Raw genomic sequence first — 24,376 nt, 5'->3', positions numbered from 1 at the left:
CCGTCTTCCGTCAGCCCGCCTGCTTCACGCGCATGTACCACTCCACCAGGCGTCGCACCTGACGCTCGGTGTAACCGCGGTCCATCATGCGCTCCACGAATTCTCCGTGCTTCTTCTCGGTCTCGCTGTCCTTCTTGGAGCCGAAGCTGATGACGGGCAGCAATTCCTCCACCTGCGAGAACATGCGACGCTCGATCACGTCGCGGATCTTCTCATAGCTCGTCCAGGACGGGTTGCGGCCCTGATTGCCGGCCCGCGCGCGGAGCGAGAACTTGACCACCTCGTTACGGAAATCCTTCGGGTTGGCGATTCCGGCGGGCTTCTCGATCTTGGTCAGCTCCTGGTTCAGGAGCTCCCGGTTCAGGAGCTGGCCGGTGTCGGGATCCTTGAAGTCCTGATCCTCGATCCAGGCATCCGCATAGGCCACGTAGCGGTCGAAAAGGTTCTGGCCATAATCGTGATAGGACTCGAGATACGCCTTCTGGATTTCGTGGCCGATGAAATCCGCGTAGCGCGGTGCCAGCTCGGCCTTGATGAATTCCAGATAGCGACGCTCCACGTCCTGGGGCAGCTGTTCGCGCCGCAGGGATTGTTCGAGCACATACATGAGATGGACAGGGTCGGCTGCCACCTCGATGGTATCGTGATTGAAGGTCGCGGACAGGACTTTGAACGCGAAGCGGGTCGAGATGCCGTCCATGCCTTCGTCGACGCCGGCGGAATCTTTGTACTCCTGCAGGCTGCGCGCGCGAGGATCGACCTCGCGCAGGCTCTCGCCGTCATAGACCCGCATCTTCGAGAAGAAGTTCGAGTTCTCATGCGCCCGCAAGCGCGACAGGACCGAAAACCGGGCCAGCATTTCGAGCGTAGCCGGAGCGCAGGGAGCCCCCGCCAGCTCCGAGCTGCGGATCAGCTTCTCGTAGATCTTCTGCTCTTCCGTGACCCGCAGGCAATACGGCACCTTGATCACGTAGATGCGGTCGATGAAGGCCTCGTTGTTCTTGTTGGTGCGGAAGGTCTGCCACTCCGCCTCGTTCGAATGCGCCAGGATGATGCCGCTGAACGGGATGGACCCGATGTTCTCGGTACCGACGTAATTCCCCTCCTGCGTGGCGGTGAGCAGGGGGTGAAGCATCTTGATCGGCGCCTTGAACATCTCGACGAATTCGAGAATGCCCTGGTTGGCGCGGTTGAGGCCTCCGGAATAGCTGTAGGCGTCGGGATCGGCCTGGGACAGGGTCTCGAGCTTGCGGATGTCGACCTTGCCCACGAGGGACGAAATGTCCTGATTGTTCTCGTCGCCGGGCTCCGTCTTGGCGATGGCGATCTGCCTCAGGCGGGATGGGTTGATCTTCACCACCCGGAACTTGGAGATGTCACCCTTGAACTCGTCGAGCCGCTTGATCGCCCAGGGGCTGAGAAGGTTGGTCAGGCGCCGGCGCGGAATGCCGTACCTCTCCTCCAGAATCGGCCCCATCTGCTCCGGGTCGAAAAGTCCGAGCGGGCTCTCGAAGACCGGGCTGATCTCGTCTCCGGCCTTCAGGACGTAAATGGGATTGACTTCCATGAGGGCCTTCAGGCGCTCGGCAAGGGAGGATTTTCCGCCGCCAACGGGACCGAGCAGGTAGAGGATCTGCTTGCGCTCTTCGAGGCCTTGGGCAGCGTGGCGGAAGAAGCTCACGATCATCTCGATCGTCTCTTCCATGCCGTAGAATTCGGAAAAGGCCGGGTAAACCCGGATCGTGCGGTTCATGAAGATGCGGCCGAGGCGGGCATCCTTCGACGTATCGACAAGCCTGGGCTCGCCGATGGCCGCTAGGATGCGCTCGGGAGCGCTCGCATACATCATGGGATCGTTGCGGCACCCTTCCAGGTAGTCCGCCAGGGACATCTCCGCCTCGCGGCGGGTTTCGTATGTCTTCAGGAAACTCGAGAACAGGTCGTCGGAATGATGCATGGCGCCACCGAAATCCAATCCCTCTCAGAGACAACTATTGTGCACCGCTAAGGTTGCTCAGACCAGCGATACTGACGATGCGGTCAAATGATGCGGCGTACTCCTTTTGTCATGGCGGAGTAAAAAGCAGGTCGTGACAGGTTCGGCTCTGTCCGGGTCAACCCGTTCGACTTGAAGATAGGCCCGCCCTCGATATCTAGCCTCGCGGATTGCGGGCAGGACAGCAAGCTAAAGTTTCTGGCAGACATCCGAAAATCCACTGTGCCGTCTGCTCATGATGTGGTGATCGGCCGTGCATTCCTGCAAGGCTTTCACCCGCAGATTGCCCATCAATTGGGCGTTACCGTCATTAAGCCATGTCGGTTCTTAACCGAGGCTGAATCCGGCCGCGGAGCCATGGGAGACGCAGGGGCAGGTCCTTGGCGAATGATGCTCTCGAACAAACATGCCGCTCATCGGTTGACGGGGGCTTGGTCGAACCTATCGTCTGTTGCGCTTGAGCGTCTTGCGACGTTCTTGCGCCGTGGCAGGACCTGTCCTTTTTGACGACCGATAATCCGGAGAACCTCCCGTGATCAAAGCTTTCGGCTATGCCGCCCAGGATGCGGCCACCCCGCTCGCCCCCTTCAGCTTCGAGCGCCGGGAGCCCCGCGAGAACGACGTTCAGATCGAGATTCTCTATTGCGGCGTCTGCCATTCCGACCTGCACACGGCACGGGAGGAATGGGGTGGCACTCTCTACCCCTGTGTGCCAGGACACGAGATCGTCGGTCGCGTTACGCGCGTCGGCCCGGGTGTGCAGAAATTCAAGGAAGGCGACCTCGTCGGCGTAGGCTGCATGGTCGATTCCTGCCGCAGCTGCCGCAGCTGCCGCGAAGGCCTGGAGCAATACTGCGAGGTCGGATTCACGGGCACCTATAACGGCCCCGAGCAGGGCACGGGAGCCAATACCTATGGCGGCTATTCCAACAACATCGTCGTCGACGAGAGCTTCGTCCTGAAGGTGCCCGAGGGCATGGACCTCGCCGCCGCCGCGCCTCTTCTCTGTGCCGGGATTACCACCTATTCCCCCCTCCGCCGCTGGCGCGTGCAGCCCGGGCACAAGGTGGGCGTGGTCGGCCTCGGCGGCCTGGGCCATATGGCCGTCAAGCTCGCGCGGGCCATGGGGGCGCATGTGGTGCTGTTCACCACCTCGCCCAACAAGCGGGAGGATGCGTTTGCCCTCGGGGCCCACGAAGTCGTCGTGTCGCGGGATCCCGAAGCCATGAAGGAGCACGTGAACAGCTTCGATTTCATCCTGGATACCGTCGCCGCGCCGCATGACCTCGACAGCTATCTCGTATTGCTCGCCCGCGACGGCGCCATGGTCCTCGTGGGCGCCCCGGCCGAGCCGCATCCGGCCACGACGGTGTTCAACCTGATCATGAAGCGTCGGCAGATTGCCGGTTCCCTGATCGGCGGCATCGCCGAGACGCAGGAGATGCTCGATTTCTGCGCCCAGCACGGCATCACCTCCGAGATCGAGATCATCCCGATCCAGAAGATCAACGAGGCGTATGAGCGGATGCTGAGAAGCGACGTGAAATACCGCTTCGTCATCGACATGGCATCGCTGAAGCAGGAGGCGGCTGCTTAACTGCGACGGCACGCATCTCCATGCTGGTCTACGGCGATGTGGAACATACCGTTACGGTAGGTGCCAAGCAGGCTGCCATCGAGAGCATCCTGTCCGAGATCCCTTTCATGCCGGCCGGAATCGTGCGGCATGGGGCACTGGTGACGGCTTTTGTCGCCACCGGAGAACTCGTTCAGGGGCTCATCGACGCCGAGTTTCATGAGCTCGGCGTCGATACGCTTTCGCCAACCCATCGAAACGGTATGGATTGCCTTTTCATGCTTGCCTGCGCCATCGATCGATCATGGCGCAGCGGGTTTAAGGAAAGCTCTGTGCAGGGGGAGTTCCTCGCCAAGCTTTTCAGCTTCGACCCTTCGGGGATGATCCATGCCAAGCAGGCGGAAGGCTACGCATTCTACGCCCTCTATCCGGAGAATTACCTGGAGGCCGCCCGAGCGTCGGGCCTAGGCCCCGACACGCAGGTGATCGGCATCCGCAGCATCGGCACGGGTCTCGGTGCCCTGGTCGCTGCCGCTCTCGGAGCTTCCGCGCCTCTCACCCTTCGTCCTACCGGCCATCCCTTCCGGCGGGAGGTGAACGTGGATCGACCGCTTGCCAAGAGCTTGGCAAAACAAGCCGGGGCTTTTGCCATTGTCGACGAAGGGCCCGGCCTCTCTGGAAGCTCCTTCGGGGCCGTTGCCGACTGGCTCGAAGAGGCCGGCGTGCCGCGGCAGAGAATTCACTTCTTTCCAAGTCACGAGGGCCTGCTCGGGCCTCAGGCTAGCCCTAAACACCGGGAGCGGTGGGATCTGGCCCCGCGTCACGTCCGCACCATGGACGATCTCCTGTTTGGTGAGGTTGGCTGTCACCGCCTGACTACCTGGGTGGAAGACCTCGTGGGTCCACTGGATGCCCCGCTCGAAGAGATATCGGGTGGGGAATGGCGGCGACACCGCTACCAGGACGAAGCGAGCTGGCCGCCGTCCATTCTTCAGCAGGAACGTCGGAAATTCCTGGCACGGGGCAGCGGGAAATCCTGGATGGTGAAATTCGCGGGCCTTGGGGAAACCGGATCCAGAAAGCTGCGGATGGCCCGGCGTCTGCATGAGGCGGGGTTCGCGCCGGCCGTCGCGGGCTTGCGCCATGGCTTTCTCGTACAGATCTGGCATGAGGATGGGCGAAGCCTTGACCAGATCACATTCGACCGTGACCGGCTGATCGGGCAGGTCGGAGCCTATCTGGGCTTCCGCGCCCGCCAATATCCTGCTGCAGGGCAGCCAGGCGCCTCATTGGGCGAATTGCGCCACATGGCGGTCTACAACGCCCAGCAGGCCCTGGGAGACGACGTAGGGGCATTCCTGGACCGATCCCTGCCGCCTCCGGACAACCTCGAGGGCCAGGTTCGCCGGGTCTGGTCCGACAACCGGATGCATCTATGGGAATGGCTGGTCTCCAGGGACCGACTCTTCAAGGCCGACGCCCTGGATCACGGCTCCGCTCACGACCTGATCGGCCACCAAGACATCGCCTGGGACATCGCCGGAGCCGTTGTCGAACTGAACCTGTCCGAGTCAGAGACGGCCCGGCTCTGCACCATCGTCGAACGGGAGAGCGGGTATCCGGTTGCTCCCGAGCTGCTGGCCTTCCTCATTCCCTGCTATTGCGCCTTTCACATGGGCGCCAGCCTCATGGCCGCAGGCGCGATCGGAGGCGCAGAAGAGGCTCGCCTGCGCGGGGCGGCGGACCATTATGGACAGCTCCTGAAACGGCATGAGAGCTTGGGACTCGGGCTGCGATCCTGACAGGAACAAGGAAAAGTTCCTGCCCGTTAACGGCCAAGGCAACATATTCACCATGCCGGGCCTGTTTGCCCGGCAGGATCGGTCCCTGCATGTTCTCCGAGACTTGGCGGCTTTTGAAGGTGGCATTCGCAGGCTGGTGGAACGACCGCGCCATGAGCCTCGGCGCCTCCATCGCGTTCTTCACGGTCTTCTCCCTGGCTCCGATGCTGCTCGCGGCCATCGCGGTCGCCGGGCTGGCCTTCGGGCACGAGGCCGCGCAGGGGGCCATCGTCGGGGAGCTAGGGGGATTGATCGGGACCAAAGAGGCCTCCGCCCTCGAGGCCATGATCGCCAGCGCCAGCAATGTGGGTTCCGGCCTCATCGGCACGACGGTCGGCATCGTGACGTTTCTTCTCCTGGTGACCGGCGCCGTCGTCGAACTCCAGGACGATCTGAATATCGTCTGGAAGGCCAATCCGCCCGCGAGCTACGGGATTCTGGATTTCGTGCGCACGCGGCTCGTCAGCCTCGCGCTGATTCTTGGTATCGGCTTCCTGCTGCTCGTGTCGCTCGTCATCGACACCGGACTGACCGCGATCGGTCATTATCTCGAATCCAATTTCTCGGGCGCGACGATCATCCTGCGTTTCCTGAACAGCATCGTGGCTTTCGCCATCGCCACGCTCCTGTTCGCGATGATGTTCAAAATGCTGCCGGCCGTTGACCTGAGATGGAGCGACGTCTGGACCGGGTCCCTGGTGACGGCCCTCCTGTTCACCATCGGCAAGTTCCTGATCGGGTATTACCTCGGCAAGAGCAACGTCGCGTCAAGCTACGGCGCCGCAGCCTCCGTCATCACGATCCTGCTGTGGATCTATTACTCGTCCCTGATCCTGCTCTTCGGGGCCGAATTCACGAAAGCCTATGCCGAGAGCCGCGGAAGCCGGTGCCCGAGGCAGTCCTCGGAGCCGGAAAATGGAACGGGCCGGGAAGTCCCGACCCGCTCCTCTTCGACTTTGGCCTGAGGCCTACTCGGCCGCCTGACGCGCTGCCGGCTCCGTCGGTACGTTGCGCATGCCGCCCAGCACCTCCTCGGCCGAGGCCTTGTAGTTCTTTACGGAACTCGTCCACTGCCCCCACACGGTCGGGTCGATCTTGTCGCCGTTCTTGCCGAGATTCTGAAGGCGGCGCTTGTCCTCGTCGGTCAGGACCTGCTTCGGCAGCGGCGGAAGATTCTTCACGTCGTCGGCCTTGATGCCGAGCATCTCGCCGACGCGGGTCCCGTAATCGTCGTGCACCAGCAGGAGGTGCCACACCATGCGCTCCTGCACGTCCCGCTCGCACTGGCCCAGGAGCGTGCCCATGTTGAGGACGAGATCGTCGCGTTCCCAATCCATCATGGTGCAGTAGCGACCCCGGGCGTGGATGTAGTCGTTGCGCCGCTCGATCACGCTGCGGGTCAGACGCCCGCGGATCTCCGGCGGGTTGTTGGGCTCCTCGCGGGCCGATTCATGCAGGCCGTTATGGATCGACGGCTCGAAGTTGATGTGCGGATTCTGCCCCGGTGCCAGATCGCGGCGGAAGGACATCTGCCCGCCGTTCAGGTTGGTCGAGACCTTGGCATTCTTGGCCTGGTTCACTGGCAGCTGCAGGTAGTTCGTGCCGACGCGGTAGCGCTGCGTGTCGGAATAGGAGAAGGTCCGGCCCACCAGCATCTTGTCGTCGGAGAAGTCGAGCCCGTCCACGAGGACACCCGTGCCCATGGCGATCTGCTCGTTCTCGTTGAAGTGATCCTCCACATTGCGGTTCAGGGTCATGACGCCAATGTGCCGCAGGGGGAAGTCTTTCTCCGGCCAGATCTTGGTATCGTCCAGCGGATCCCAGTCGAGTTCCGGATGGTCATGGTCTTCCATGATCTGCACGTACACGTCCCATTGGGGATATTCGCCACGTTCGATGGCTTCGAAGAGATCCTTGGAGGCCGAGCCGAGGTCCTGCCCCTGCACCTTGGCCGCCTCTTCCGCCGTCAGGCTCGCCAGCCCGCAGCGGGGGTGGAAATGGTACTTCACCAGAACGGTATCGCCGTGGGCGTTGACCATCTTGTAGGTGTTGACGCCAAAGCCCTCCATGTGCCGGTAGCTCGCCGGAATGCCGCGCGGGCTGAACAGATGGGTCAGCATGTGCATGGATTCGGGCGTCTGGCTCATGAAGTCGAAGATGCGGTTCGGCTCCTGGCGGAAGGTCACCGGATCCGGCTTCAGGGAGTGGATGACATCTGGGAACTTGATGGCATCTCGTATGAAGAAGACGGCCAGGTTGTTGCCGACGAGATCCCAATTGCCGTCCTCGGTATAGAACTTGACCGCGAAGCCGCGTGGATCGCGTGCCACTTCCGAGGAATCGCGACCGCCGATCACGGTCGAGAACCGGATAGCCAGCGGGGTCTTCTTGCCGGCGGCCTGGAACAGCTTGGCGCGGGTATATTTCGAAGCCGGCTCGCCGCCGATCTTGCCGGTCGCCTCGAACTCGCCATAGCACACGAAGCCGCGGGCATGGACGACCCGTTCCGGGATACGCTCACGGTCGAAATGGGTGATCTTCTCAAGGAACTGATAGTTTTCCAGCGTGGCCGGACCACGGCTGCCCACGGTACGCTGAGATTGGTTGTTGGTGATTGGATGGCCCTGCCTGTTCGTCAGGACCTGATCGGACGTTCCCGACGGCGTTTGAGGGTTCTTGGCCATGGCGATCTCCCTTGATGACCGGTTGATAGCAACACGCCCCCAATTAGGATCGTATGGGCGAACGACAATCAGCGCCAATCGATATTCCTGACCGTCATGATCAGTTTATCTGATTGAGCGCCACCCGCAGGGGAGCAGGTTTCCGGGGGCAACATTCGGAAATCGCAATGGTTGCGCGGGGCCGGCTCCAGGCGGCGGATTGACGCCGCTCAACGGAAAACCCGGTCGCCCTGCTCGTCGATGATCTGCTTGCCTTTTGCGATGGCGAATGAAGCGGCGTCATCCTTGCTCGGATGCGTCTCCGCCCGCACGAAGCGGTGCTCCTTCATGCCGGTGTCGAAATCCTTCTCGATCACGCCGGCGGTCTGATACCCGCCTTTGGCGGAATAAGGTGCTGGCCGGATGCGAAATCCCTTGTATTCCACCGCCTCGGCGGCAGGCTCCTCACGCTCGCCTGTGCTGCCCCCGCCTGACAGGCGGTTCCAGATATCCTTCAAGATCGATGCCATCGCTGTCCCTGAACAAGGGTTGATTCGAGGGACGGAGCATAGCCGGGACATGGCGGGGGAGCGAATCCCCGGAACCTCCATCACGATCCGATGATCGGGACCGATCGCGCCTCCAGACGACTTGACGCCTCGCCTGCTGCGGCGAACTCTGACCGCATGCTCTGGCTCAAAGCACAGGAGCCTATCATGAGACTTCCTTTGTTCGGACTGTGTCTCTCGGGAGCTCTCCTGACCGGCGGCATGGCCTACGCTCATCACGGCTGGGGTGGCTATGACGCAAGCCGTCCCATGACGATCACGGGATCCGTCGAACGGATCGAGTGGGAGAACCCGCATGTCATGATGGTCATCCCTTACCAGGGAAAGAGCTGGGAAGCGGTGCTTGCGCCGCCGCTCCGCATGAGCGCACGCGGGCTGAACGCCGACATGCTCAAGCCCGGAACCCAGGTCAAGCTTGAAGGCTATCCATCCAGGCACGGAGAAGCGGAGTTGAGAGCCGAGAGGATCGTCGTCAGCGGCAAGACCTACGAATTGCGGTAAGCCTCATGTATCTCGATCTCCTTGCCGCCTTGGAGAGTTCCTGGCTCGGCCATGCGGGACGTCATTCCGCTTGGCTCTATACGGTCGCGAACCTGCTGCACGTTCTCGGCTCGGCCTTCGTGGTGGGCGGCATCGCGGTTTTCGACCTCAAGGTTCTGGCGGAGCACGGCAAGCACGCATGGGAGGTCGGACGCTATGCCATACCGCTGGCCGCCGCCGGCCTCGCCCTTCAGGTTCCGACCGGAGCCATTCTTCTTGCCGCGGAGGCGCGTTCGCTCGGCGTCAACCCTGCCTTCTACGTAAAACTCGTCTTCATTGCGCTGGGTCTCGTCAATGTCGCCCTCTTTCACCTGCGTTTCGGAAAGGTGCTACGGGCCGGCGCTCTGCCGCCGGAGGCCCGCGCCTATGCCTTCGTTTCCCTCGCCGCCTGGGTCATCGTGCTCTTGGCAGGACGAATGATCGCCTATCTGTAGCTTGGCACGCGACTTTCATTCATTCGCATCTCAGTTTTCCGAGCGGGGTTGTTCATGCGCTTCCGGCTGGCGCTTTGCGGAATTCTTCTCTGCTGGGGCCCCGCCATGGCCGATCCTGGAGCATCGTCGGAGAGTGTCGAGCACGCCCTCTGCCGGCTGATCGAAGGAGCTGCGCGCAGCCAGCGGATTCCCCACGATCTTCTGACGAAGCTGATCTGGCAGGAGAGCTCGTTTCGGCCCCATGTGGTCAGCCCTGCAGGCGCACAGGGCATCGCCCAGTTCATGCCGGGCACCGCGCGGGAACGAGGGTTGATCGATCCGTTCGATCCCGAACAGGCGATTCCCAAGGCGGCCGAGTTCATCGCCCATCTGTCGGAGCAGTTCGGCAATCTGGGCCTCGCGGCAGCCGCCTACAACGGAGGCCCCGCGCGGGTGACCTCCTGGCTCGCCGGTCAGGGAGGATTGCCGGCCGAGACCAGGAACTACGTGATCGCCGTCACCGGCCGCTCCGCCGAGGATTGGGCCGCCGATGCCAAGGAGCGGAAGAGCACTGACTGGGATTCGTCCGGGCAGACCTGCCAGCAGATCGTCGCCACCCTGAGGATTCCCGGGCGTGGCGAAACGATCGAGGCTCCCTTCGCACCATGGGGCGTTCAGCTGGCCGGCAACTTCTCGAAGGCGCAGGCTCTCGCCACGTTCAGGCGTACGAGCCAAGCCTACGCTTCTCTGCTGAAGGATGTGCGCCCGATGATCATCGGGACGCGGCTGCGTTATCGCGGGACGCGCACCTTCTATCGCGTCCGCGCACCCGCCGAAACGCGGCAGGCGGCAGAGCAATTGTGCCGCAACATCCGCACGGCGGGCGGCAGCTGCATCGTACTGCCGAGCTGAAAAAGCCTGCGCCACACGAATGGCGCAGGCTCTGGTCCGAACGAGGGATTGAATCGACGATCAGCGACGCTGAGGCCGGAGCGAACGGGCCAGCTCGCGGATGACATTGTCCTCGATGTTGAGGTTCAGATCGTTGTCATCGCCGGCCTCGTCATCCCCGAGATCCGCATCCGCCGTGGCGGCCGGCCTGGACAGAACGCCCCGCTGCGGCGGCTGCGCGACCCTCTCATTAGGCTGGGCGGGAGCCGCCGGCGCATTGCGCTGGCTTGGCCCGGCTTCCGCCGGGCTGCGCACCGGTGCGTGCGGGGTATAGCCGCGTGGAGCGGAATAGCGGTTCTCGAGCGTGTCGAGCAGGCTGTTGAGGGCCGCGTTCGACATCGGGACGTCGGGGGCCTGAGGCGCCCCTTCGAGGGCGATGGAACGATTCTGATAAGCCACTTCCGTGGTGACGTCCGAACCGAACCAGGACAGTGGGCGGAAATCTCTCGCCTCTTCCTCGCTCTCGAACGGAACGGAGATCAGGTCCAGCGGTCCCGGCGTCACGAAGCGCACGATCTGAATGTCGCGTGTGCCGACGGTGAGATGGGTGAGCAGGTAGTCGAGCTTGCCCGGCGTGACATCGAGAAGAGCCTCGGCATGGGCGCGCGGAACTTCGGTGCGCTCTTCGATCGGCCCGCTCGGGCCCGTGTGAAGCAGGACAAGGCTACCCTTGTCGCCTTCCACAACCACGAAGGAGCTGCGATCAGCCTGATTGGGGAAGTGGCCTTCCGTGACACGATTGCCTCCCCGCTCCTTGCGGATCAGACGCGCAAGCGAAGAAGCAATAAGATAACGTCTGGAAGTAACCATATTAAGTTCTCTACTATTGAAGGAGTGCCGCTCACCGGCTCGCAGAACTAGCAGCATCCATTCTCAATAGAACGAAATTGCAATTCAGTCTTCCACGCCAGTTAGCCCGGAATTGAACGCAACAACGTTTACCACTGCAGGAGTTCGAGCCTGTAAGTACCGGTTCTCTTGATAGCCTATGATGGCGTTCCCATGGCAAAGTTCAATGCATTGAGCCAAAAGCTGCCTGAGTTTTGTCGATAAAGTTAACGCTGCTCCGGATGGAGCATCGGCAATGCACTCAAACTAGAAACGATCCCGCTTCGCCGCGGAAGAAGATGCCATCGTATCAACATTCAACCATCACATAAGTTAATGGCCTCGGCATCTCGTCGATGGAGATGCCGAGGCCATGAGACGCACGATCGTAACAGTGCTACTCGCTGCCCTTCGTCTTCGGCACGTAGGGACCATTGCCGTCGAAGGTATAGGCGGTCTTCACCGTGGTGTAGAACTCCTCCGCATAGCGGCCCTGCTCGCGCGGTCCATAGGACGAACCTTTGCGGCCGCCGAACGGCACATGGTAGTCGACGCCCGCCGTCGGCAGGTTCACCATCACCATGCCGGCTTCCGCATTGCGCTTGAAGTGCGAGGCGTATTTCAGGCTGGTGGTGCAGATGCCGGACGACAGGCCGAACGGGGTATCGTTGGCCAGTTCAAGCGCCTCGTCGTAGTCCTTCGCGCGCGTGACGGTCGCCACCGGGCCGAAGATCTCCTCGCGGGCCACCCGCATCTGGTTGCTCACCTCGGTGAACAAAGCCGGCGCGAGATAGAAACCGGGTGCATCGCGCTTCAGGAGTTCGCCACCGGCCACCAGCTTGGCGCCCTCCTCCTGACCGATGCGGATGTACTTCAGATCCTGGTCGAGCTGGCTCTGGTCGACGACCGGGCCGATATGCGTGCCGGCCTTCAGGGCATCGTCGATGACGAGCCCCTGCATGCGCTCCTGCATGGCGGCGACGAATCGATCGTGAATGCCCTCGGTGACGATCAGCCGCGAGGAAGCGGTGCAGCGCTGGCCGGTGGAGAAGAACGCGCTGTTGACCGCGCATTCCACGGCCACCTTCAGGTCGGCGTCGTCGAGCACCACCATCGGGTTCTTGCCGCCCATCTCCAGCTGGACCTTCTTCATGGGTTCGGCCGTGATGCAGGTCTGGGCCACCTTGCGGCCCGTGGGCACGGAGCCGGTGAAGGAGATCGCCGACACCTTGGGGCTTTTCAGCATGGCCTCGCCGACCACCGAGCCGCGGCCCATGACCAGATTGAACACGCCGGCCGGCACGCCGGCCCGAATGATGATCTCGGAGAGCGCGTGGGCCGAGCCCGGCACGAGGTCGGCCGGCTTGAACACCACCGTGTTGCCGTAGGCGAGCGCCGGCGCGATCTTCCAGGCCGGGATCGCGATCGGGAAGTTCCATGGCGTGATCAGGCCGACGACGCCTACGGGCTCGCGGGTGATCTCCACGTCGATGAACGGACGGACGGACGGAACCTTCTCGCCGGCCATGCGCAGGCACTCGCCGGAGAAGAACAGGAAGATCTGACCGGCGCGCGTGACCTCGCCGATGCCTTCCGGCAGGGTCTTGCCCTCCTCGCGCGACAGCAGGCGGCCGAGCTCCTCCTTGCGGGCCAGGATCTCGTCGCCCACCGCCTTGAGGATGTCGTGGCGCTGCTGGATCGAGGACCGCGACCAGGCCGGGAAGGCGTCGTAGGCGGCGGCAATGGCGCGCTCGGCTTCCGCAGCCGAAGCGCGGGCATATTCACCGACCACGTCGTTGGTGTTCGACGGGTTGATGTTGGCCGAGGCTTCCGTGGCCGAGATCCATTCGCCCGCAATATAGTTCTTCGTCATCATTAACCTGCCTGTCTGGTGTTGATGAGGCCCCGCTGGGCCAGGTTGGACATGAGAGCGCCGATGCCGAAGGTCCAGGGCTCGCATTCGGAGCTCGGCTTCATGCGGTTCACGAGCGCTCCAAGCTTGGGAGCCGCAATGGTGACGATGTCGCCGCGCTTATGCGTGAAGCCCATGCCGGCATCATCGCGGTCCTGCGTGGGAGCGAACATCGTTCCAAGGAAGAGGGCGAAACCGTCCGGGTACTGATGGTGAGGACCGACGGTCTGCGCGACGAGATCCTCGGGATCGCGGCTGATCTTGGTGATCGACGACGAGCCCTCGAGCTTGAACCCATCCTCACCTTCAACGGTCAGCGTCACATTGGTCCGGCGGACATCGTCAAGGGAGAACGTCTCGTCGAAGAACCGGATGAACGGGCCGACCGAGCAGGATGCGTTGTTGTCCTTGGCCTTCGAGAGAAGCAGCGCAGAGCGTCCCTCGAAATCGCGCAGGTTCACGTCGTTGCCCAGGGTGGCTCCGACGATCCTGCCTTCGGCGGTGACGATGATCACCACCTCGGGCTCGGGATTGTTCCACGTGGATTTGGGATGCAGGCCCGCATCCATGAACGTCCCGACGGAAGAGAGCGTCGGAGCCTTGGTGAAGACCTCCGCGTCCGGACCGATGCCTACTTCGAGATACTGGCTCCAGGCCCCTTGCGCGACGAGCACCTCCTTCAGGGCCATGGCCTCGGGCGAGCCCGGCTTGAGCCGGCTCAGGTCATCGCCGACGAGGCGCAGAACCTCGGTCCGGATGGCGGCAGCCGCGCTGGCATCGCCTCGGGCCCGCTCCTCGATGACGCGCTCCAGCATCGAGACCGCGAAGGTGACGCCGGCCGCCTTGACGACCTGGAGGTCGATGGGAGCGAGCAGCCAGGGCTTCGCCGGATCCCGACGATCGGGGGACGTGTTGCCGGCAATGTCCTCGAGGGATCCGACCGGCTCGCCCTTGGCGGCCTTCAGGACGCCCGCCGGATCGTCCAGAGCGGCCAAGCCGCTGACGGTGGCGCAGGTGGCGGAGATATCGAAGAGGCCGTCTTCCCGCACCGCCACGACCGAGGGCCCGATGCCGGGGCGCCAGACACGTCCGACAAGGGCGCCTTGGAATCCATCCGTCGGCAGAATTCGGGCTATGTTCGTCGAAGACAGATGGTCCATCGGCTGGCGCTCGCTTTCCGTTTTGCTGTTCAGAGTCGTTTCCCCGGAGCACGGGCCCTACGGGTCCGTTGCCCTTCCTTATGACGAGCGCATGGTCCGGTGCGGAGCCGGAGGCCCACACGATGCGCTGTGCGTCCTTGATATAACCGCCGGGGCGCGAGGGGCTATAGGGAAAATGACTTTCTCCAGCTTCGAGCGGTGAAAGCGCGGCCCCCCTCGATTTTCGCTTCGCATCAGGGTTTCGGCGCGGCGGCTCGCAGGATCCTGCCGCGGTCGGCGAGCCGCCTTGCGGACCCGTCCGGACGGCGGAGAGTTAACCCGGCCTTGAAAGTGTGCTTTGTGCAGGTCCTCGAGTCAAAGGAGCCTCCTTCATGAACGACGCCAAGCCTTCGAACGCCGCCAACATCGCCTCGCCGTCCTATCGGCTGGCGGCGATGGATCAGGATTTTCTCCTGGGCGATTCCATGCGAGGCGTCCGGTTCATGCTGGAATACGCCAAGGCCGAGGAAAACCTGCGGATCTGGGGCGTGCGCTCCACCATCGTGGTTTTCGGCAGCGCACGCGTGCGGGAGAACGGTCCTGGAAAGCATCCTTTCTGGTACAGTGAAGCGCGCGCCTTCGGAGCCCTTGCATCGCAGCGCGGCGGCGCGCTGACCGACAATGGCGGCAAGCGGGACAACGTGATCGCCACCGGCGGTGGCCCCGGCATCATGGAGGCCGCGAACAGAGGAGCCTTCGACGCCGGCGCCCCATCCATCGGCTTCAACATCACCTTGCCGCACGAGCAGGAGCCCAATGCCTATTCGACCCCGGATCTGACGTTCCGCTTCCACTACTTCGCCATGCGCAAGATGCACCTGGCGATGCGGGCCAATGCCCTGGTGGTGTTCCCCGGCGGCTTCGGCACCCTCGATGAATTGTTCGAGCTCCTGACCCTGCGCCAGACCGGCAAGGCGCCTCCCCTGCCGATCGTCCTGTTCGACCACGATTACTGGCAATCCGTCATCAAGTTCGATGCGCTGCTCGCACACGGCATGGTGAGCGAGCAGGATCGCAAGCTCGTGAACTTCGCCGAGACTGCGGAGGATGTGTGGAAGACCCTCATCGACAACGGCCTCGTCGTGCAGACGCTGGAACGGAAGCCCGATGAGGAATTCTGACGAGAGCGCCGGATGCAGGCTGGTTGACAAACCCTTGGTAGAAGTATGGAATATGCTTCATGGGGATTGCGATCTCCCCACGAGGCGACATGCCCAAGCATCGCATCCGCTCTGAACCATTACGGATGCACCCATGTCGTCATTCAACACCATCTCTCCTGAAAAACTCGCGCGCCTTATCGGCACGCCGAAATGCCCTCTCCTCATCGATGTGCGCACCGATGAGGACTTCGACGACGACCCTCGTCTAGTACCCGGCTCCAGGCGCCGATCATTCGAAACCGTCGCCGATTGGCCTCCTGAGCCAGATGGTCAGTCTGCCGTCGTGATCTGTCAGAAAGGCCTGAAGCTCAGCCATGGGGCGGCCGCTTGGCTGCGCCATGCGGGATTGTCGGCCGATTCCCTGGAAGGTGGAACACAGGCCTGGGCAGAGGCCGGTTTGCCCATGGTACCGGCCAGCCGGATCCCCCCTCGTGATCGTGAAGGACGGACAATCTGGGTCACCCGTTCCCGGCCCAAGATCGACCGGATCGCCTGTCCCTGGCTGATCCGCCGCTTCGTCGACCGCAATGCCATCTTCCTGTTCGTCCCCACGTCGGAAGTTCAGGGAGTAGCGGAGCGCTTTTCAGCCACGCCTTTCGACATCGAAGGCGACGGTGTTTTCTGGAGCCACCGTGGCGAGTTGTGCACCTTCGACGTCATGGTCGAGGAGTTCGGCCTTTCGACCGAGCCTCTGAAGCGGCTCGCCACCATCGTAAGAGGAGCCGACACGGCGCGGCTCGACCTCGCGCCAGAAGCTCCCGGCCTGCTCGCTGCTTCGTTGGGGTTGTCCCGGATGTATACGGATGATCTCACGCAGCTCGAAGCCGGGCTCCTGCTCTACGATGCCTTCTATCGGTGGTGCCGAGATGCGACCGACGAGACACACAACTGGCCCTCGAAGAAGCCGGGAGCCTGACGTGACGGATACAGAACAGAACTCGGGCGCGCGCATCGCTCACGTTTCACCGAGCCATGGCGTCTCGCTGGGCGAGGCCTTTCGCGTCTGGCTGCGGGTCGCGGCCTTGAGCTTCGGCGGCCCCGCCGGGCAGATCGCGGTGATGCATCGGATCCTGGTCGAGGAAAAGCGCTGGATCTCCGAGAACCGCTTTCTCCATGCCCTCAATTACTGCATGCTGCTGCCGGGGCCTGAGGCGCAGCAGCTCGCTACCTATGTGGGCTGGCTCATGCACCGCACCCTCGGCGGCCTCATGGCGGGCGGATTGTTCATCCTGCCCGGCGTCGTGGCCATCATGGGATTGAGCTGGATCTATGCTCTCTACGGCAAGATCGGCATCGTCGCGGCGCTCTTCTTCGGCCTGAAGGCCGCCGTGCTCGCCATCGTGCTCGAAGCGGTGCTGAGGATCGGCAGGCGGGCCCTCAAGAACCGCCTCCTGATCGGCATCGCCGCGGCGGCCTTCGTGGCGATCTTCTTCCTCGGCGCGCCCTTCCCGCTCATCGTGTTCGCAGCCGGCCTGATCGGCTTCTTCGGCGGTCGAGCGGGTCTTCCGCAGTTCCAGCCGGGCGGCAACGGCAACGGCTCAGGGAGCCATGGAGACCTCCTGGGCGAGGATCTTCCTGCCCATGCCGCGCCGAACGCGAGACGAAGCCTGCATGTGGCGGCGATCTGGCTGACGCTCTGGCTCGTGCCGGTCCTGATGCTCTTGCTCTTCCTCGGCAGAGCCGACGTCTTCAGCCAGATCGCGGTCTTCTTCTCCAAGATGGCGATGGTCACCTTCGGCGGCGCCTATGCCGTTCTGGCCTATGTGGCGCAGCAGGCGGTGGACACCTATGGCTGGCTGCGGCCCGGCGAGATGCTCGATGGTCTCGGCATGGCCGAGACGACGCCCGGGCCGTTGATCATGGTGCTGCAATTCGTGGGCTTCATGGCGGCCTTCCGGAACGCCGGCTCGCTCGATCCGCTGCTGGCCGGCACCCTGGGCGGCCTTCTCACCACATGGGTGACCTTCGCGCCGTGCTTTCTCTGGATCTTCCTCGGCGCTCCCTACATCGAGGTCATGCGCGGCAACCGGGCTCTGAGCGGAGCCCTCTCGGCCATCACGGCCGCCGTGGTCGGCGTGATCCTGAATCTGGCGATCTGGTTCGGCATCCATACGATCTTCGGCACCGTCCAAAGCGTGACGTGGGGACCGCTCCGTTTCGATGCCCCGGTATGGGACAGCGTCAACCTCTGGGCGCTGCTGCTCTCGGGCGCTGCCGTCCTCGCCATGTTCCGCTTCCATGTCGGCATGCTGCCGACGCTTGCCGCGACATCGGCGGCGGGAATAGCTCTCTATGGGGCGGGAATCATCACTTGATCGAATGAGGTGAGGCGGATGGCCGCCTCACCTGAACATTGTCGGTATCAGGTCGTGGACGAGATCTGCCCGCCGTCGACGCGCAGGATCGAGCCCGTCATGAACGAGGCCTTCTCGCTTGCGAGGAAGACAGCCGCGGCCGCGAACTCCTCGATCTCGCCGTAGCGGCCCGCCGGGATGCCGGCGCGCGCCGCAGCAGCCACGTCCTCGACGGATCGGCCGGTGCGCTCCGCATTGGCGGCATCGAGCTGCTTCAGGCGATCGGTGGCGATGCGGCCCGGCGCGATGGCGTTCACGGTCACGCCCGCGGAGGCCACTTCGCTCGCCAGCGTCTTGCCCCACCCCACCAGTGCCGGCCGGATGGCATTCGAGATGGCGAGGTTCGGGATCGGCTGGATCACCCCGGAGGAGATCACGGAAATGATGCGGCCGAACTTGCGCTCGATCATGCCGGGAAGAAGCTGGTCGGCGATCCGCACGAGATTGACGAACATGGCCTCGAAGGACTGGCGCCACTGGTCGGACGACACACCCTGGGCCTTGCCGGGCGGCGGGCCGCCGCTGTTGAGCACGAGAATGTCCACGCCACCGAGAGCGGCCGTCACATCCTTCACCAGCGCGTCGACCTGATCGACCTTGCCGGTATCGCAGATGAAGGGAAGGACATCCCTGCCGATCTTGTCGGCGGCAGCCTTCGAGCCCTCCAACGTGCGGCTGGCGATGGCGACGCGCGCGCCCTCCTCCGCAAGGCCTTGGGCGATGCCGAAGCCCAGCCCCTTGCTCGCGCCGAGAACGAGTGCGCGCTTTCCGTTCAATCCTGTTTCCATTCGAAAAACTCCCCTTGCAGATTTACGGGCGCTCGATGCGCTCCATCAGCCATTCGATCTCGGCAATGGTTTCCGGGCTCAGCTTCGGCCCGGGCTTGCGCAGCGTGTCGGACGCGATGATGCCGCGCCGCTTCAGCACGTACTTGCGCACGGCAAGCCCCACGCCGGGCTGCGTCTCGTAGCGCACCAGAGGCAGATGGCGGTCGAAGAGATCGTGTGCCTCCTTCCGCTTGCCTTGGTTGATGAGATCGACCACGCCGACCAGCATTTCAGGATAGGCATAACCCGTCATGGCGCCGTCGGCGCCGCGTTCCATCTCGAAGGGAAGGAACATGCCGCCGTTGCCGCAGAGAATGGACACGCGGCGCACCTGACCGGCATCGCTCGCGCGGCGCAGCGTCGTGATCTTGTCGAGTCCCGGCCAATCCTCGTGCTTGAGCATCACGCAGGAGGGGCTCTGCTCGATGATCCGCATGATCACCTTGGGCGTCATGACCACGTTGGTGGTGAGCGGGTAATCCTGGATCACCCACGGCACGTCCGTGCCGATCGCTTCCACCGCATCGGCATAATAGGAGACGATCTGGTCGTCGGTCTTGAGCGTCGAGGGCGGGGCGATCATGACGCCGGCAGCCCCCGCATCCATCACTTTGGAGGAGAGGCCCGACATGGCGGCGAAGCCTGCCGCCGAAACGCCGACGATGACGGGAACGCGTCCGGCCACCGTGGCGATGACCTGCCGGGCGAAGGCAAGAGCCTCGTCGGCCGCCAGCTTGGGCGCTTCGCCCATGATGCCGAGGATCGTCAGTCCTGTAGCGCCGGCTTTCAGATAGGCCTCGACCATCCGGTCGGTCGAGGCGACGTCCACGCGCCCGTCGCTCTCGAAGGGCGTGGGACAGATGACGTAGACGCCGGCGGCAGAACTCGTGAGCAAGGCTTCCTCCATGGCAGGATGGGGCGGGAGAGATCAGGGTCCCTCCATACACCCGCTTTCCGCCCGGCGCACTACCTTAGCTGCCGTCGGCCCTCATACCTTTAGCGGTGGCCGGAACCGCCCTTCTTGCCGCCGCCGTCCTGCTTGTTGACGGTGGCCCAGGCGCGACGCTCCGCTTCCTTCTCCGAGACGCCACGGTTCTCATAGCCTTCTTCGATATGCTCGGCCTTGCGCTTCTGCTTGTCCGTATAGGCTGACTTGTCACCGCGGGACATGAGTATCTCCTCTCGAGCTGATAGTCGGGGAGCATCCTGCTGGGATGCGCTCTCGAAGGAATCAACCGGGAAGCCTCGATCGGGTTCCGAAACTCTGTTTCCTAGCCGCTGTTGCGCAGGCCCGCCGCGATGCCGTTGATGGACAGGTGGATTCCCTGCACGACCTGCTCGTCGGCATCGCCGGAACGGTGACGCTTCAGCAACTCGATCTGCAGGTGGTTCAGCGGGTCGAGATAGGGGAAGCGATTGCGGATCGAGCGGGCCAGAAGCGGATTGCCGTCGAGCAGGGATTGCTGCTGCATGATGGCGAGCAGCTGCCTGATCGAATCCTCCCATTCGCGGCGCAGGCGCGGGAAGATGGCCTCGCGCAAGCTGTCATCCGCAACAAGGTTGGAATAACGTGAGGCGATGGCGATGTTGCTCTTCGCCAGCACCATGTCCATGTTCGAGAGCAGGGCCTGGAAGAAGGGCCATTCGCGGTACATTGCCTGCAGCAGCGCCAGGCCGGTCTCGGGCCGCTTTTCAAGCCACTCGTTGACGGCGGAGCCGAAGCCGTACCAGCCCGGCAGCATGAGACGGCACTGAGCCCAGCCGAACACCCAGGGGATGGCGCGCAGGTCCTCGATGCGCCGCGAATTGGCGCGTGAAGCGGGCCGGCTGCCGATGTTCAGGTTGGCGATCTCGCCGATTACCGTCGATTCCCAGAAATAGCGCTCGAAGCCTTCGGTCTCGTAGACGAGCGCTCGATAGGCCCTGAAGGCGCTGTCCGACAGCTCCTCCATGGCATTGAGATATTCCGCGCGTGGTGCAGACTGGCCGGAATGCAGCAGCGAGGCCTCGAGGGTCGCGGCGGCCAGGATCTCGAGATTGCGCCGTCCCAGATCGGGATTGGAGTACTTGCCCGCGATCACCTCGCCCTGTTCCGTGATGCGGATGGCACCCTGCACGGCCCCTCCGGGCTGCGCGAGGATCGCCTGATAGCTAGGCCCGCCGCCACGGCCCACCGATCCCCCGCGTCCATGGAAGAGGCGGAGGGCCACGCCATGACGCTTGAACACCTCGATCAGCTCGATCTCCGCCTTGTAGAGTTCCCAGCCCGACGTGAGGAAGCCGCCGTCCTTGTTGCTGTCGGAATATCCGAGCATCACCTCCTGCGCCTGACCGCGGCTGCGCAACAGGCGCATGTAATCGGGCAAAGCGAAGAGCGCATCCATCACGCCGCTGCAATGGCGCAGATCCGCGATGGTCTCGAAGAGCGGAATGATGTTCACGTCCATCTCGCCGCCACGCGGACGCAGCAGACCCGCTTCCTTCAAAAGAAGAGCGACTTCCAGAATGTCCGACGGATCGCTCGCCTTGGAGATGACGTAGTTCGGCACGGCCGCGCGGCCGTAGCGCCGGTGCGCTTCGGCGGCCTCTCGGACGATGGCGAGCTCGGATGTGGTTTCCGTCGAGTATTCGAGATAGGGCGATGTCAGGAGGCGTGGTGTCGCGAGCTCTTCCAGAAGCAGCGCGACACGCTTGTCTTCCGACAAGCCTTCATAATCGGTACCGGGAACCGCCTTCTCGAAAAGCTCGGCGACCACGCGCTGATGAACGTCCGAGTTCTGCCGCATGTCGAGACTTGCCAGATGGAAGCCGAACACGTCGAGGGCGCGTCGCAGTTTGCGCAGGCGGCCCCGCGACAGAGAGCCCGATCCGTTCGATCGCAGGGAGCGGTGCAGGATGGACAGATCGCCTTCGAATTCCTCGACGCTGTCATAGGCCGGTGCCTCACCGACCGCATGACGCGCCACGTCGCCGTGCCCCAGTCGCGCTGCAGTTGCCGCAAGGCGCGCGTAGATGCCCGTGATCGCCCGGCGATAGGGCTCGTCCTGGCGATGAGGCGAAGGATCGGGCGACGCCTTGGCGAGTTCCTGGACCTCGTCGGAGACGTTCACATAGCGCCCATCGAGCGACAGCTCGGCGCCCAGGCAATGGAGTTCTTCGAGATAGAAACTGAGCGCGTGCTTGCTCTGCAGCAGCAGCGCCTGACGCAGAGCATCGGCCGTCACGAAGGGGTTGCCGTCTCGGTCGCCGCCGATCCAGCTTCCCATCCGCAGGAAGGAGGGGAGCTCGGTATTGTCCCAGACAGGGTCCATGGCCGCGAGCTGATCCTCGAGCGCGGCATAGACGCGAGGCACCTCCTTGAAGAAGGTATAGTCGTAATACGAGAGGCCGTTATTGACCTCGTCGATCACTTTCAGCCTGTTCCGGCGCAGGATGCTCGTCTGCCAGAGGGTGAGGATCGCGCGGCGAAGGCCGTCCTGGCAGGCCGCCTCCTCGTCCGGGGTCATCTGCTGCCGGTCGCGCTGGGCCAGGATCTGGGAGATCTCCATCTCCCGGTCGATGGTGCTCTTGCGGCGCACCTCCGTCGGATGCGCCGTCAGGACCGGACAGACGAGAGCGGAGCCGAAGAAGGCCTGCAGCGCGTTGTGGCTGATGCCTGCCTCCTGAATGAGCTTGAGGGCCCGCGCCAATGTTCCCTCGCGTGGTGCAGCGGCCTCCATGGCGTGAGCGCCCGCCATGGCATGGGCGCGGGAGCGGCGGACATGGTGCTGGTCCTCGGCGAGGTTCGCCAGATGTGAGAAATAGCTGTAGGCCCGGATGATCTGGTTGGTGCGCCCCCGCGAGAGGCTGTTCAGGATCGTCTCGAGCTCCCGGCGGGCGATTTCGTCCTCATCGCGGTGGAAGCGGATCGAGGTCTGGCGGATCCGCTCCACGATCTCGAAAGCCGCCTCGCCCTCCTGTTCACGGATCGTATCGCCGAGGATGCGCCCCAGAAGCCGGATATCGTCACGAAGGGGAAAGTCCTTCTCGGGCGTGACGTCAGGGTTGATCAGGGACATGCGAGGGCTCCCGCTTCATGTGCAATGTTGCACTGCGAAATAAAACCCTTTGTCACAGGACGGCAAGCGTAATTATATTTTAAATTCGGCCTAATTCGTGACAGCCCAGCGCTCCGGCGCCTCGGATTGGCCGATCAGGGCCAACCCATAGGCGATGGATTCGAACTGGTCCGCGGAGGTCAGCCTGGTCTCGCCGAACCGGTCGACGAACAGGCGGCGGATGGCCGGAACGAAGGACGTGCCGCCGGTGAGGAACACCCGCTCGATCTCCGCGGGCTTCACACCGGCTTTGGCCAGCGCCTCGTCGACCGTCTGGGCGATCCGGTCGACGTCCTCCGCGATCCAGGACTCGAAATCGGCACGGGAGATCTTCGCCTGAATATCGACACCCTCGCCCTGGAAGCGGAAATCCGTCTCCTCATGGTTGGAGAGCGCCACCTTGGCCGAAGACACGGCCCGATAGAGGGCAAACCCTAGGTCGTATTCGATGATATCGATGAACTTCTCCAAGGGTTTGGGCTCCAGGGCGACCCGGGCGAGCTCCCGCAGCTCCTTCAAATCGCCGCTGCCCTTCATCATGGCGAGCTGGTTCCAGCGGGCGAAATTGGCGTAGTAGTGATTGGGGATCGACAGGATCTTGTCCATGGAGCGATACAGCCCGCCCTTGCCGAGGCGCGGCGACACGACCTTGTCGACGATCCGGTAATCGAAGGCATCGCCCGCAAGACCGATACCCGCATGCCCCAGGGGCTCGGCGCGCAGCACGCCGCCGGCCTTCGAGAACCGCATGACCGAAAAGTCGCTGGTGCCGCCGCCGAAATCCGCCACGAGCACGGTGGCGTCGTGGTCGAGCTGGCGCGCATAGAAGAACGCGGCGCCGACCGGCTCATAGACATAGTGGGCCTGCTCGGCCCCGAGCCGGCCGAAAGCAGTCCGGTAGCGCTGCATGGCGAGATCGTCGTCGGGATTGTAGCCCGCGAACTGGACCGGTCGGCCGATGACGACATTTCCGGCACCCCAATCCAGCCGGGAGCCGCCGTGATGCGCAAGCGTGCGCAGGAACGCGCTCAACAGGTCCTCGAAGGCGTAGCGCTCCCGGAAGATGCGGGTCTCCTTGAAGGTGGCGCTGGCGGCGAAAGTCTTGAAGGACTGGATGAAACGGTGGGCATGGAGTCCTTCGAGGAACTGCTCGATCGCCCAGGGCCCGCCCTCGACTTCCGTGCGCAGGCCGTTGCCGTGCCGCTCGTCCCAGAAGCAGAGCGCCGTGACATAGACCTTCAGGCGCTCTCCCCCATGCTCGAAGGTCAGCGCCTCCACATTCCCCTGCGGATCCGCGATGGCCACGACCGTGTTGCTGGTGCCGAAATCGATGCCGATGGAAAAATCAGGGGACAGGGGCATGGGGACCTCGGACGACCGCTTGAAGGGTCGGACGGTCTATACGCCAAGGCCAGACAAGCCAAGGGGGAAAGCCAAACATTCCATT

Annotated in this window: 20 protein-coding genes; 9 read left to right on the top strand and 11 right to left on the bottom strand. The window is 63.3% G+C overall.

Features of this window, described 5'->3' with window-relative positions:
* Positions 1–10 precede the first annotated feature (10 nt).
* Complete coding sequence (locus U0023_RS10840) at positions 11–1,957, bottom strand: PrkA family serine protein kinase (RefSeq protein WP_009493156.1); 1,947 nt, start codon at positions 1,955–1,957, stop codon at positions 11–13.
* 571 nt (positions 1,958–2,528) lie between these two features.
* On the opposite strand from U0023_RS10840, the gene U0023_RS10835 reads away from it, so the two are divergent.
* From U0023_RS10835 to U0023_RS10825, 3 genes are all read left to right on the top strand, one after another.
* Complete coding sequence (locus U0023_RS10835; protein ID WP_009493158.1) at positions 2,529–3,593, top strand: NAD(P)-dependent alcohol dehydrogenase; 1,065 nt, start codon at positions 2,529–2,531, stop codon at positions 3,591–3,593.
* 20 nt (positions 3,594–3,613) lie between these two features.
* Entirely contained in the window at positions 3,614–5,374 is a 1,761-nt protein-coding gene (locus U0023_RS10830; protein ID WP_009493160.1) for a hypothetical protein, read from the top strand.
* 89 nt (positions 5,375–5,463) lie between these two features.
* Positions 5,464–6,378, top strand: a complete 915-nt coding sequence (locus U0023_RS10825) for a YihY/virulence factor BrkB family protein (protein WP_009493162.1) — start codon at positions 5,464–5,466, stop codon at positions 6,376–6,378.
* Positions 6,379–6,381: 3 nt separating this feature from the next.
* On the opposite strand, the gene U0023_RS10820 is transcribed toward U0023_RS10825, so the two are convergent.
* Entirely contained in the window at positions 6,382–8,097 is a 1,716-nt protein-coding gene (locus U0023_RS10820; RefSeq protein WP_009493164.1) for a catalase, read from the bottom strand.
* 209 nt (positions 8,098–8,306) lie between these two features.
* Positions 8,307–8,606 (bottom strand): HlyU family transcriptional regulator, encoded by a 300-nt coding sequence (locus U0023_RS10815; protein ID WP_009493165.1) that lies wholly within the window; start codon positions 8,604–8,606, stop codon positions 8,307–8,309.
* A 186-nt stretch (positions 8,607–8,792) separates the two neighbouring features.
* Here U0023_RS10815 and U0023_RS10810 point away from each other — a divergent pair, with 186 nt between their 5' ends.
* The 3 genes from U0023_RS10810 to U0023_RS10800 are packed head-to-tail and all read left to right on the top strand — an operon-like array spanning position 8,793 to position 10,510.
* A complete protein-coding gene (locus U0023_RS10810; RefSeq protein ID WP_009493167.1) occupies positions 8,793–9,146 on the top strand; it encodes a DUF6152 family protein in 354 nt (117 codons plus the stop codon).
* Between the two features lie 5 nt (positions 9,147–9,151).
* Complete coding sequence (locus U0023_RS10805; RefSeq protein WP_009493169.1) at positions 9,152–9,619, top strand: hypothetical protein; 468 nt, start codon at positions 9,152–9,154, stop codon at positions 9,617–9,619.
* Between the two features lie 54 nt (positions 9,620–9,673).
* The gene (locus tag U0023_RS10800) at positions 9,674–10,510 is read left to right on the top strand and encodes a lytic transglycosylase domain-containing protein (protein WP_009493171.1); all 837 of its coding nucleotides are present in this window, start codon (positions 9,674–9,676) and stop codon (positions 10,508–10,510) included.
* A gap of 60 nt (positions 10,511–10,570) precedes the next feature.
* On the opposite strand, the gene U0023_RS10795 is transcribed toward U0023_RS10800, so the two are convergent.
* From U0023_RS10795 to U0023_RS10785, 3 genes are all read right to left on the bottom strand, one after another.
* Complete coding sequence (locus tag U0023_RS10795) at positions 10,571–11,359, bottom strand: CYTH domain-containing protein (RefSeq protein ID WP_009493174.1); 789 nt, start codon at positions 11,357–11,359, stop codon at positions 10,571–10,573.
* A 415-nt stretch (positions 11,360–11,774) separates the two neighbouring features.
* Positions 11,775–13,253, bottom strand: coding sequence for an aldehyde dehydrogenase family protein (locus U0023_RS10790; RefSeq protein ID WP_009493175.1), 1,479 nt, complete (start codon positions 13,251–13,253; stop codon positions 11,775–11,777).
* Entirely contained in the window at positions 13,253–14,449 is a 1,197-nt protein-coding gene (locus U0023_RS10785; protein WP_009493177.1) for a fumarylacetoacetate hydrolase family protein, read from the bottom strand. The genes U0023_RS10790 and U0023_RS10785 overlap by 1 nt, the downstream gene beginning before the upstream one ends.
* 371 nt (positions 14,450–14,820) lie before the next feature.
* Here U0023_RS10785 and U0023_RS10780 point away from each other — a divergent pair, with 371 nt between their 5' ends.
* The 3 genes from U0023_RS10780 (at position 14,821) to chrA (ending at position 17,966) form a co-directional block, all read left to right on the top strand.
* Positions 14,821–15,609, top strand: a complete 789-nt coding sequence (locus U0023_RS10780) for an LOG family protein (RefSeq protein ID WP_009493178.1) — start codon at positions 14,821–14,823, stop codon at positions 15,607–15,609.
* Positions 15,610–15,742: 133 nt separating this feature from the next.
* Complete coding sequence (locus U0023_RS10775; protein ID WP_009493180.1) at positions 15,743–16,567, top strand: chromate resistance protein ChrB domain-containing protein; 825 nt, start codon at positions 15,743–15,745, stop codon at positions 16,565–16,567.
* Position 16,568: 1 nt separating this feature from the next.
* Positions 16,569–17,966: a chromate efflux transporter gene (gene chrA, locus U0023_RS10770; protein WP_009493182.1), complete on the top strand. Its 1,398-nt coding sequence runs from the start codon at positions 16,569–16,571 to the stop codon at positions 17,964–17,966.
* Positions 17,967–18,013: 47 nt separating this feature from the next.
* Here the strand turns inward: chrA and U0023_RS10765 are convergent, their stop codons facing one another.
* From U0023_RS10765 to U0023_RS10745, 5 genes are all read right to left on the bottom strand, one after another.
* Positions 18,014–18,793: an SDR family oxidoreductase gene (locus tag U0023_RS10765; RefSeq protein WP_009493184.1), complete on the bottom strand. Its 780-nt coding sequence runs from the start codon at positions 18,791–18,793 to the stop codon at positions 18,014–18,016.
* A gap of 22 nt (positions 18,794–18,815) precedes the next feature.
* Complete coding sequence (locus U0023_RS10760; RefSeq protein ID WP_040639270.1) at positions 18,816–19,739, bottom strand: dihydrodipicolinate synthase family protein; 924 nt, start codon at positions 19,737–19,739, stop codon at positions 18,816–18,818.
* Positions 19,740–19,828: 89 nt separating this feature from the next.
* A complete protein-coding gene (locus U0023_RS10755; protein WP_009493188.1) occupies positions 19,829–20,002 on the bottom strand; it encodes a hypothetical protein in 174 nt (57 codons plus the stop codon).
* Positions 20,003–20,103: 101 nt separating this feature from the next.
* Positions 20,104–22,890 (bottom strand): phosphoenolpyruvate carboxylase, encoded by a 2,787-nt coding sequence (gene ppc, locus U0023_RS10750; protein ID WP_009493189.1) that lies wholly within the window; start codon positions 22,888–22,890, stop codon positions 20,104–20,106.
* Between the two features lie 90 nt (positions 22,891–22,980).
* Positions 22,981–24,291 (bottom strand): Hsp70 family protein, encoded by a 1,311-nt coding sequence (locus tag U0023_RS10745; protein ID WP_009493191.1) that lies wholly within the window; start codon positions 24,289–24,291, stop codon positions 22,981–22,983.
* Between the last annotated feature and the right edge of the window lie 85 nt (positions 24,292–24,376).

This window comes from Microvirga lotononidis, assembly GCF_034627025.1.
In the GTDB taxonomy this organism is placed as follows: Bacteria; Pseudomonadota; Alphaproteobacteria; order Rhizobiales; family Beijerinckiaceae; genus Microvirga; species Microvirga lotononidis.
This window is presented reverse-complemented; position numbering and strand designations above follow the sequence as displayed.

What these genes read in the sequence shown, in the direction of transcription:
- U0023_RS10840 (WP_009493156.1), bottom strand. Translation starts at nt 1,957, where the DNA reads ATGCATCATTCCGACGACCTGTTCTCGAGTTTCCTGAAGACATACGAA.
- U0023_RS10830 (WP_009493160.1), top strand. Translation starts at nt 3,614, where the DNA reads ATGCTGGTCTACGGCGATGTGGAACATACCGTTACGGTAGGTGCCAAG.
- U0023_RS10825 (WP_009493162.1), top strand. Translation starts at nt 5,464, where the DNA reads ATGTTCTCCGAGACTTGGCGGCTTTTGAAGGTGGCATTCGCAGGCTGG.
- U0023_RS10820 (WP_009493164.1), bottom strand. Translation starts at nt 8,097, where the DNA reads ATGGCCAAGAACCCTCAAACGCCGTCGGGAACGTCCGATCAGGTCCTG.
- U0023_RS10815 (WP_009493165.1), bottom strand. Translation starts at nt 8,606, where the DNA reads ATGGCATCGATCTTGAAGGATATCTGGAACCGCCTGTCAGGCGGGGGC.
- U0023_RS10810 (WP_009493167.1), top strand. Translation starts at nt 8,793, where the DNA reads ATGAGACTTCCTTTGTTCGGACTGTGTCTCTCGGGAGCTCTCCTGACC.
- U0023_RS10805 (WP_009493169.1), top strand. Translation starts at nt 9,152, where the DNA reads ATGTATCTCGATCTCCTTGCCGCCTTGGAGAGTTCCTGGCTCGGCCAT.
- U0023_RS10800 (WP_009493171.1), top strand. Translation starts at nt 9,674, where the DNA reads ATGCGCTTCCGGCTGGCGCTTTGCGGAATTCTTCTCTGCTGGGGCCCC.
- U0023_RS10795 (WP_009493174.1), bottom strand. Translation starts at nt 11,359, where the DNA reads ATGGTTACTTCCAGACGTTATCTTATTGCTTCTTCGCTTGCGCGTCTG.
- U0023_RS10790 (WP_009493175.1), bottom strand. Translation starts at nt 13,253, where the DNA reads ATGATGACGAAGAACTATATTGCGGGCGAATGGATCTCGGCCACGGAA.
- U0023_RS10785 (WP_009493177.1), bottom strand. Translation starts at nt 14,449, where the DNA reads ATGGACCATCTGTCTTCGACGAACATAGCCCGAATTCTGCCGACGGAT.
- U0023_RS10780 (WP_009493178.1), top strand. Translation starts at nt 14,821, where the DNA reads ATGAACGACGCCAAGCCTTCGAACGCCGCCAACATCGCCTCGCCGTCC.
- U0023_RS10775 (WP_009493180.1), top strand. Translation starts at nt 15,743, where the DNA reads ATGTCGTCATTCAACACCATCTCTCCTGAAAAACTCGCGCGCCTTATC.
- U0023_RS10765 (WP_009493184.1), bottom strand. Translation starts at nt 18,793, where the DNA reads ATGGAAACAGGATTGAACGGAAAGCGCGCACTCGTTCTCGGCGCGAGC.
- U0023_RS10760 (WP_040639270.1), bottom strand. Translation starts at nt 19,739, where the DNA reads ATGGAGGAAGCCTTGCTCACGAGTTCTGCCGCCGGCGTCTACGTCATC.
- U0023_RS10755 (WP_009493188.1), bottom strand. Translation starts at nt 20,002, where the DNA reads ATGTCCCGCGGTGACAAGTCAGCCTATACGGACAAGCAGAAGCGCAAG.
- ppc (WP_009493189.1), bottom strand. Translation starts at nt 22,890, where the DNA reads ATGTCCCTGATCAACCCTGACGTCACGCCCGAGAAGGACTTTCCCCTT.
- U0023_RS10745 (WP_009493191.1), bottom strand. Translation starts at nt 24,291, where the DNA reads ATGCCCCTGTCCCCTGATTTTTCCATCGGCATCGATTTCGGCACCAGC.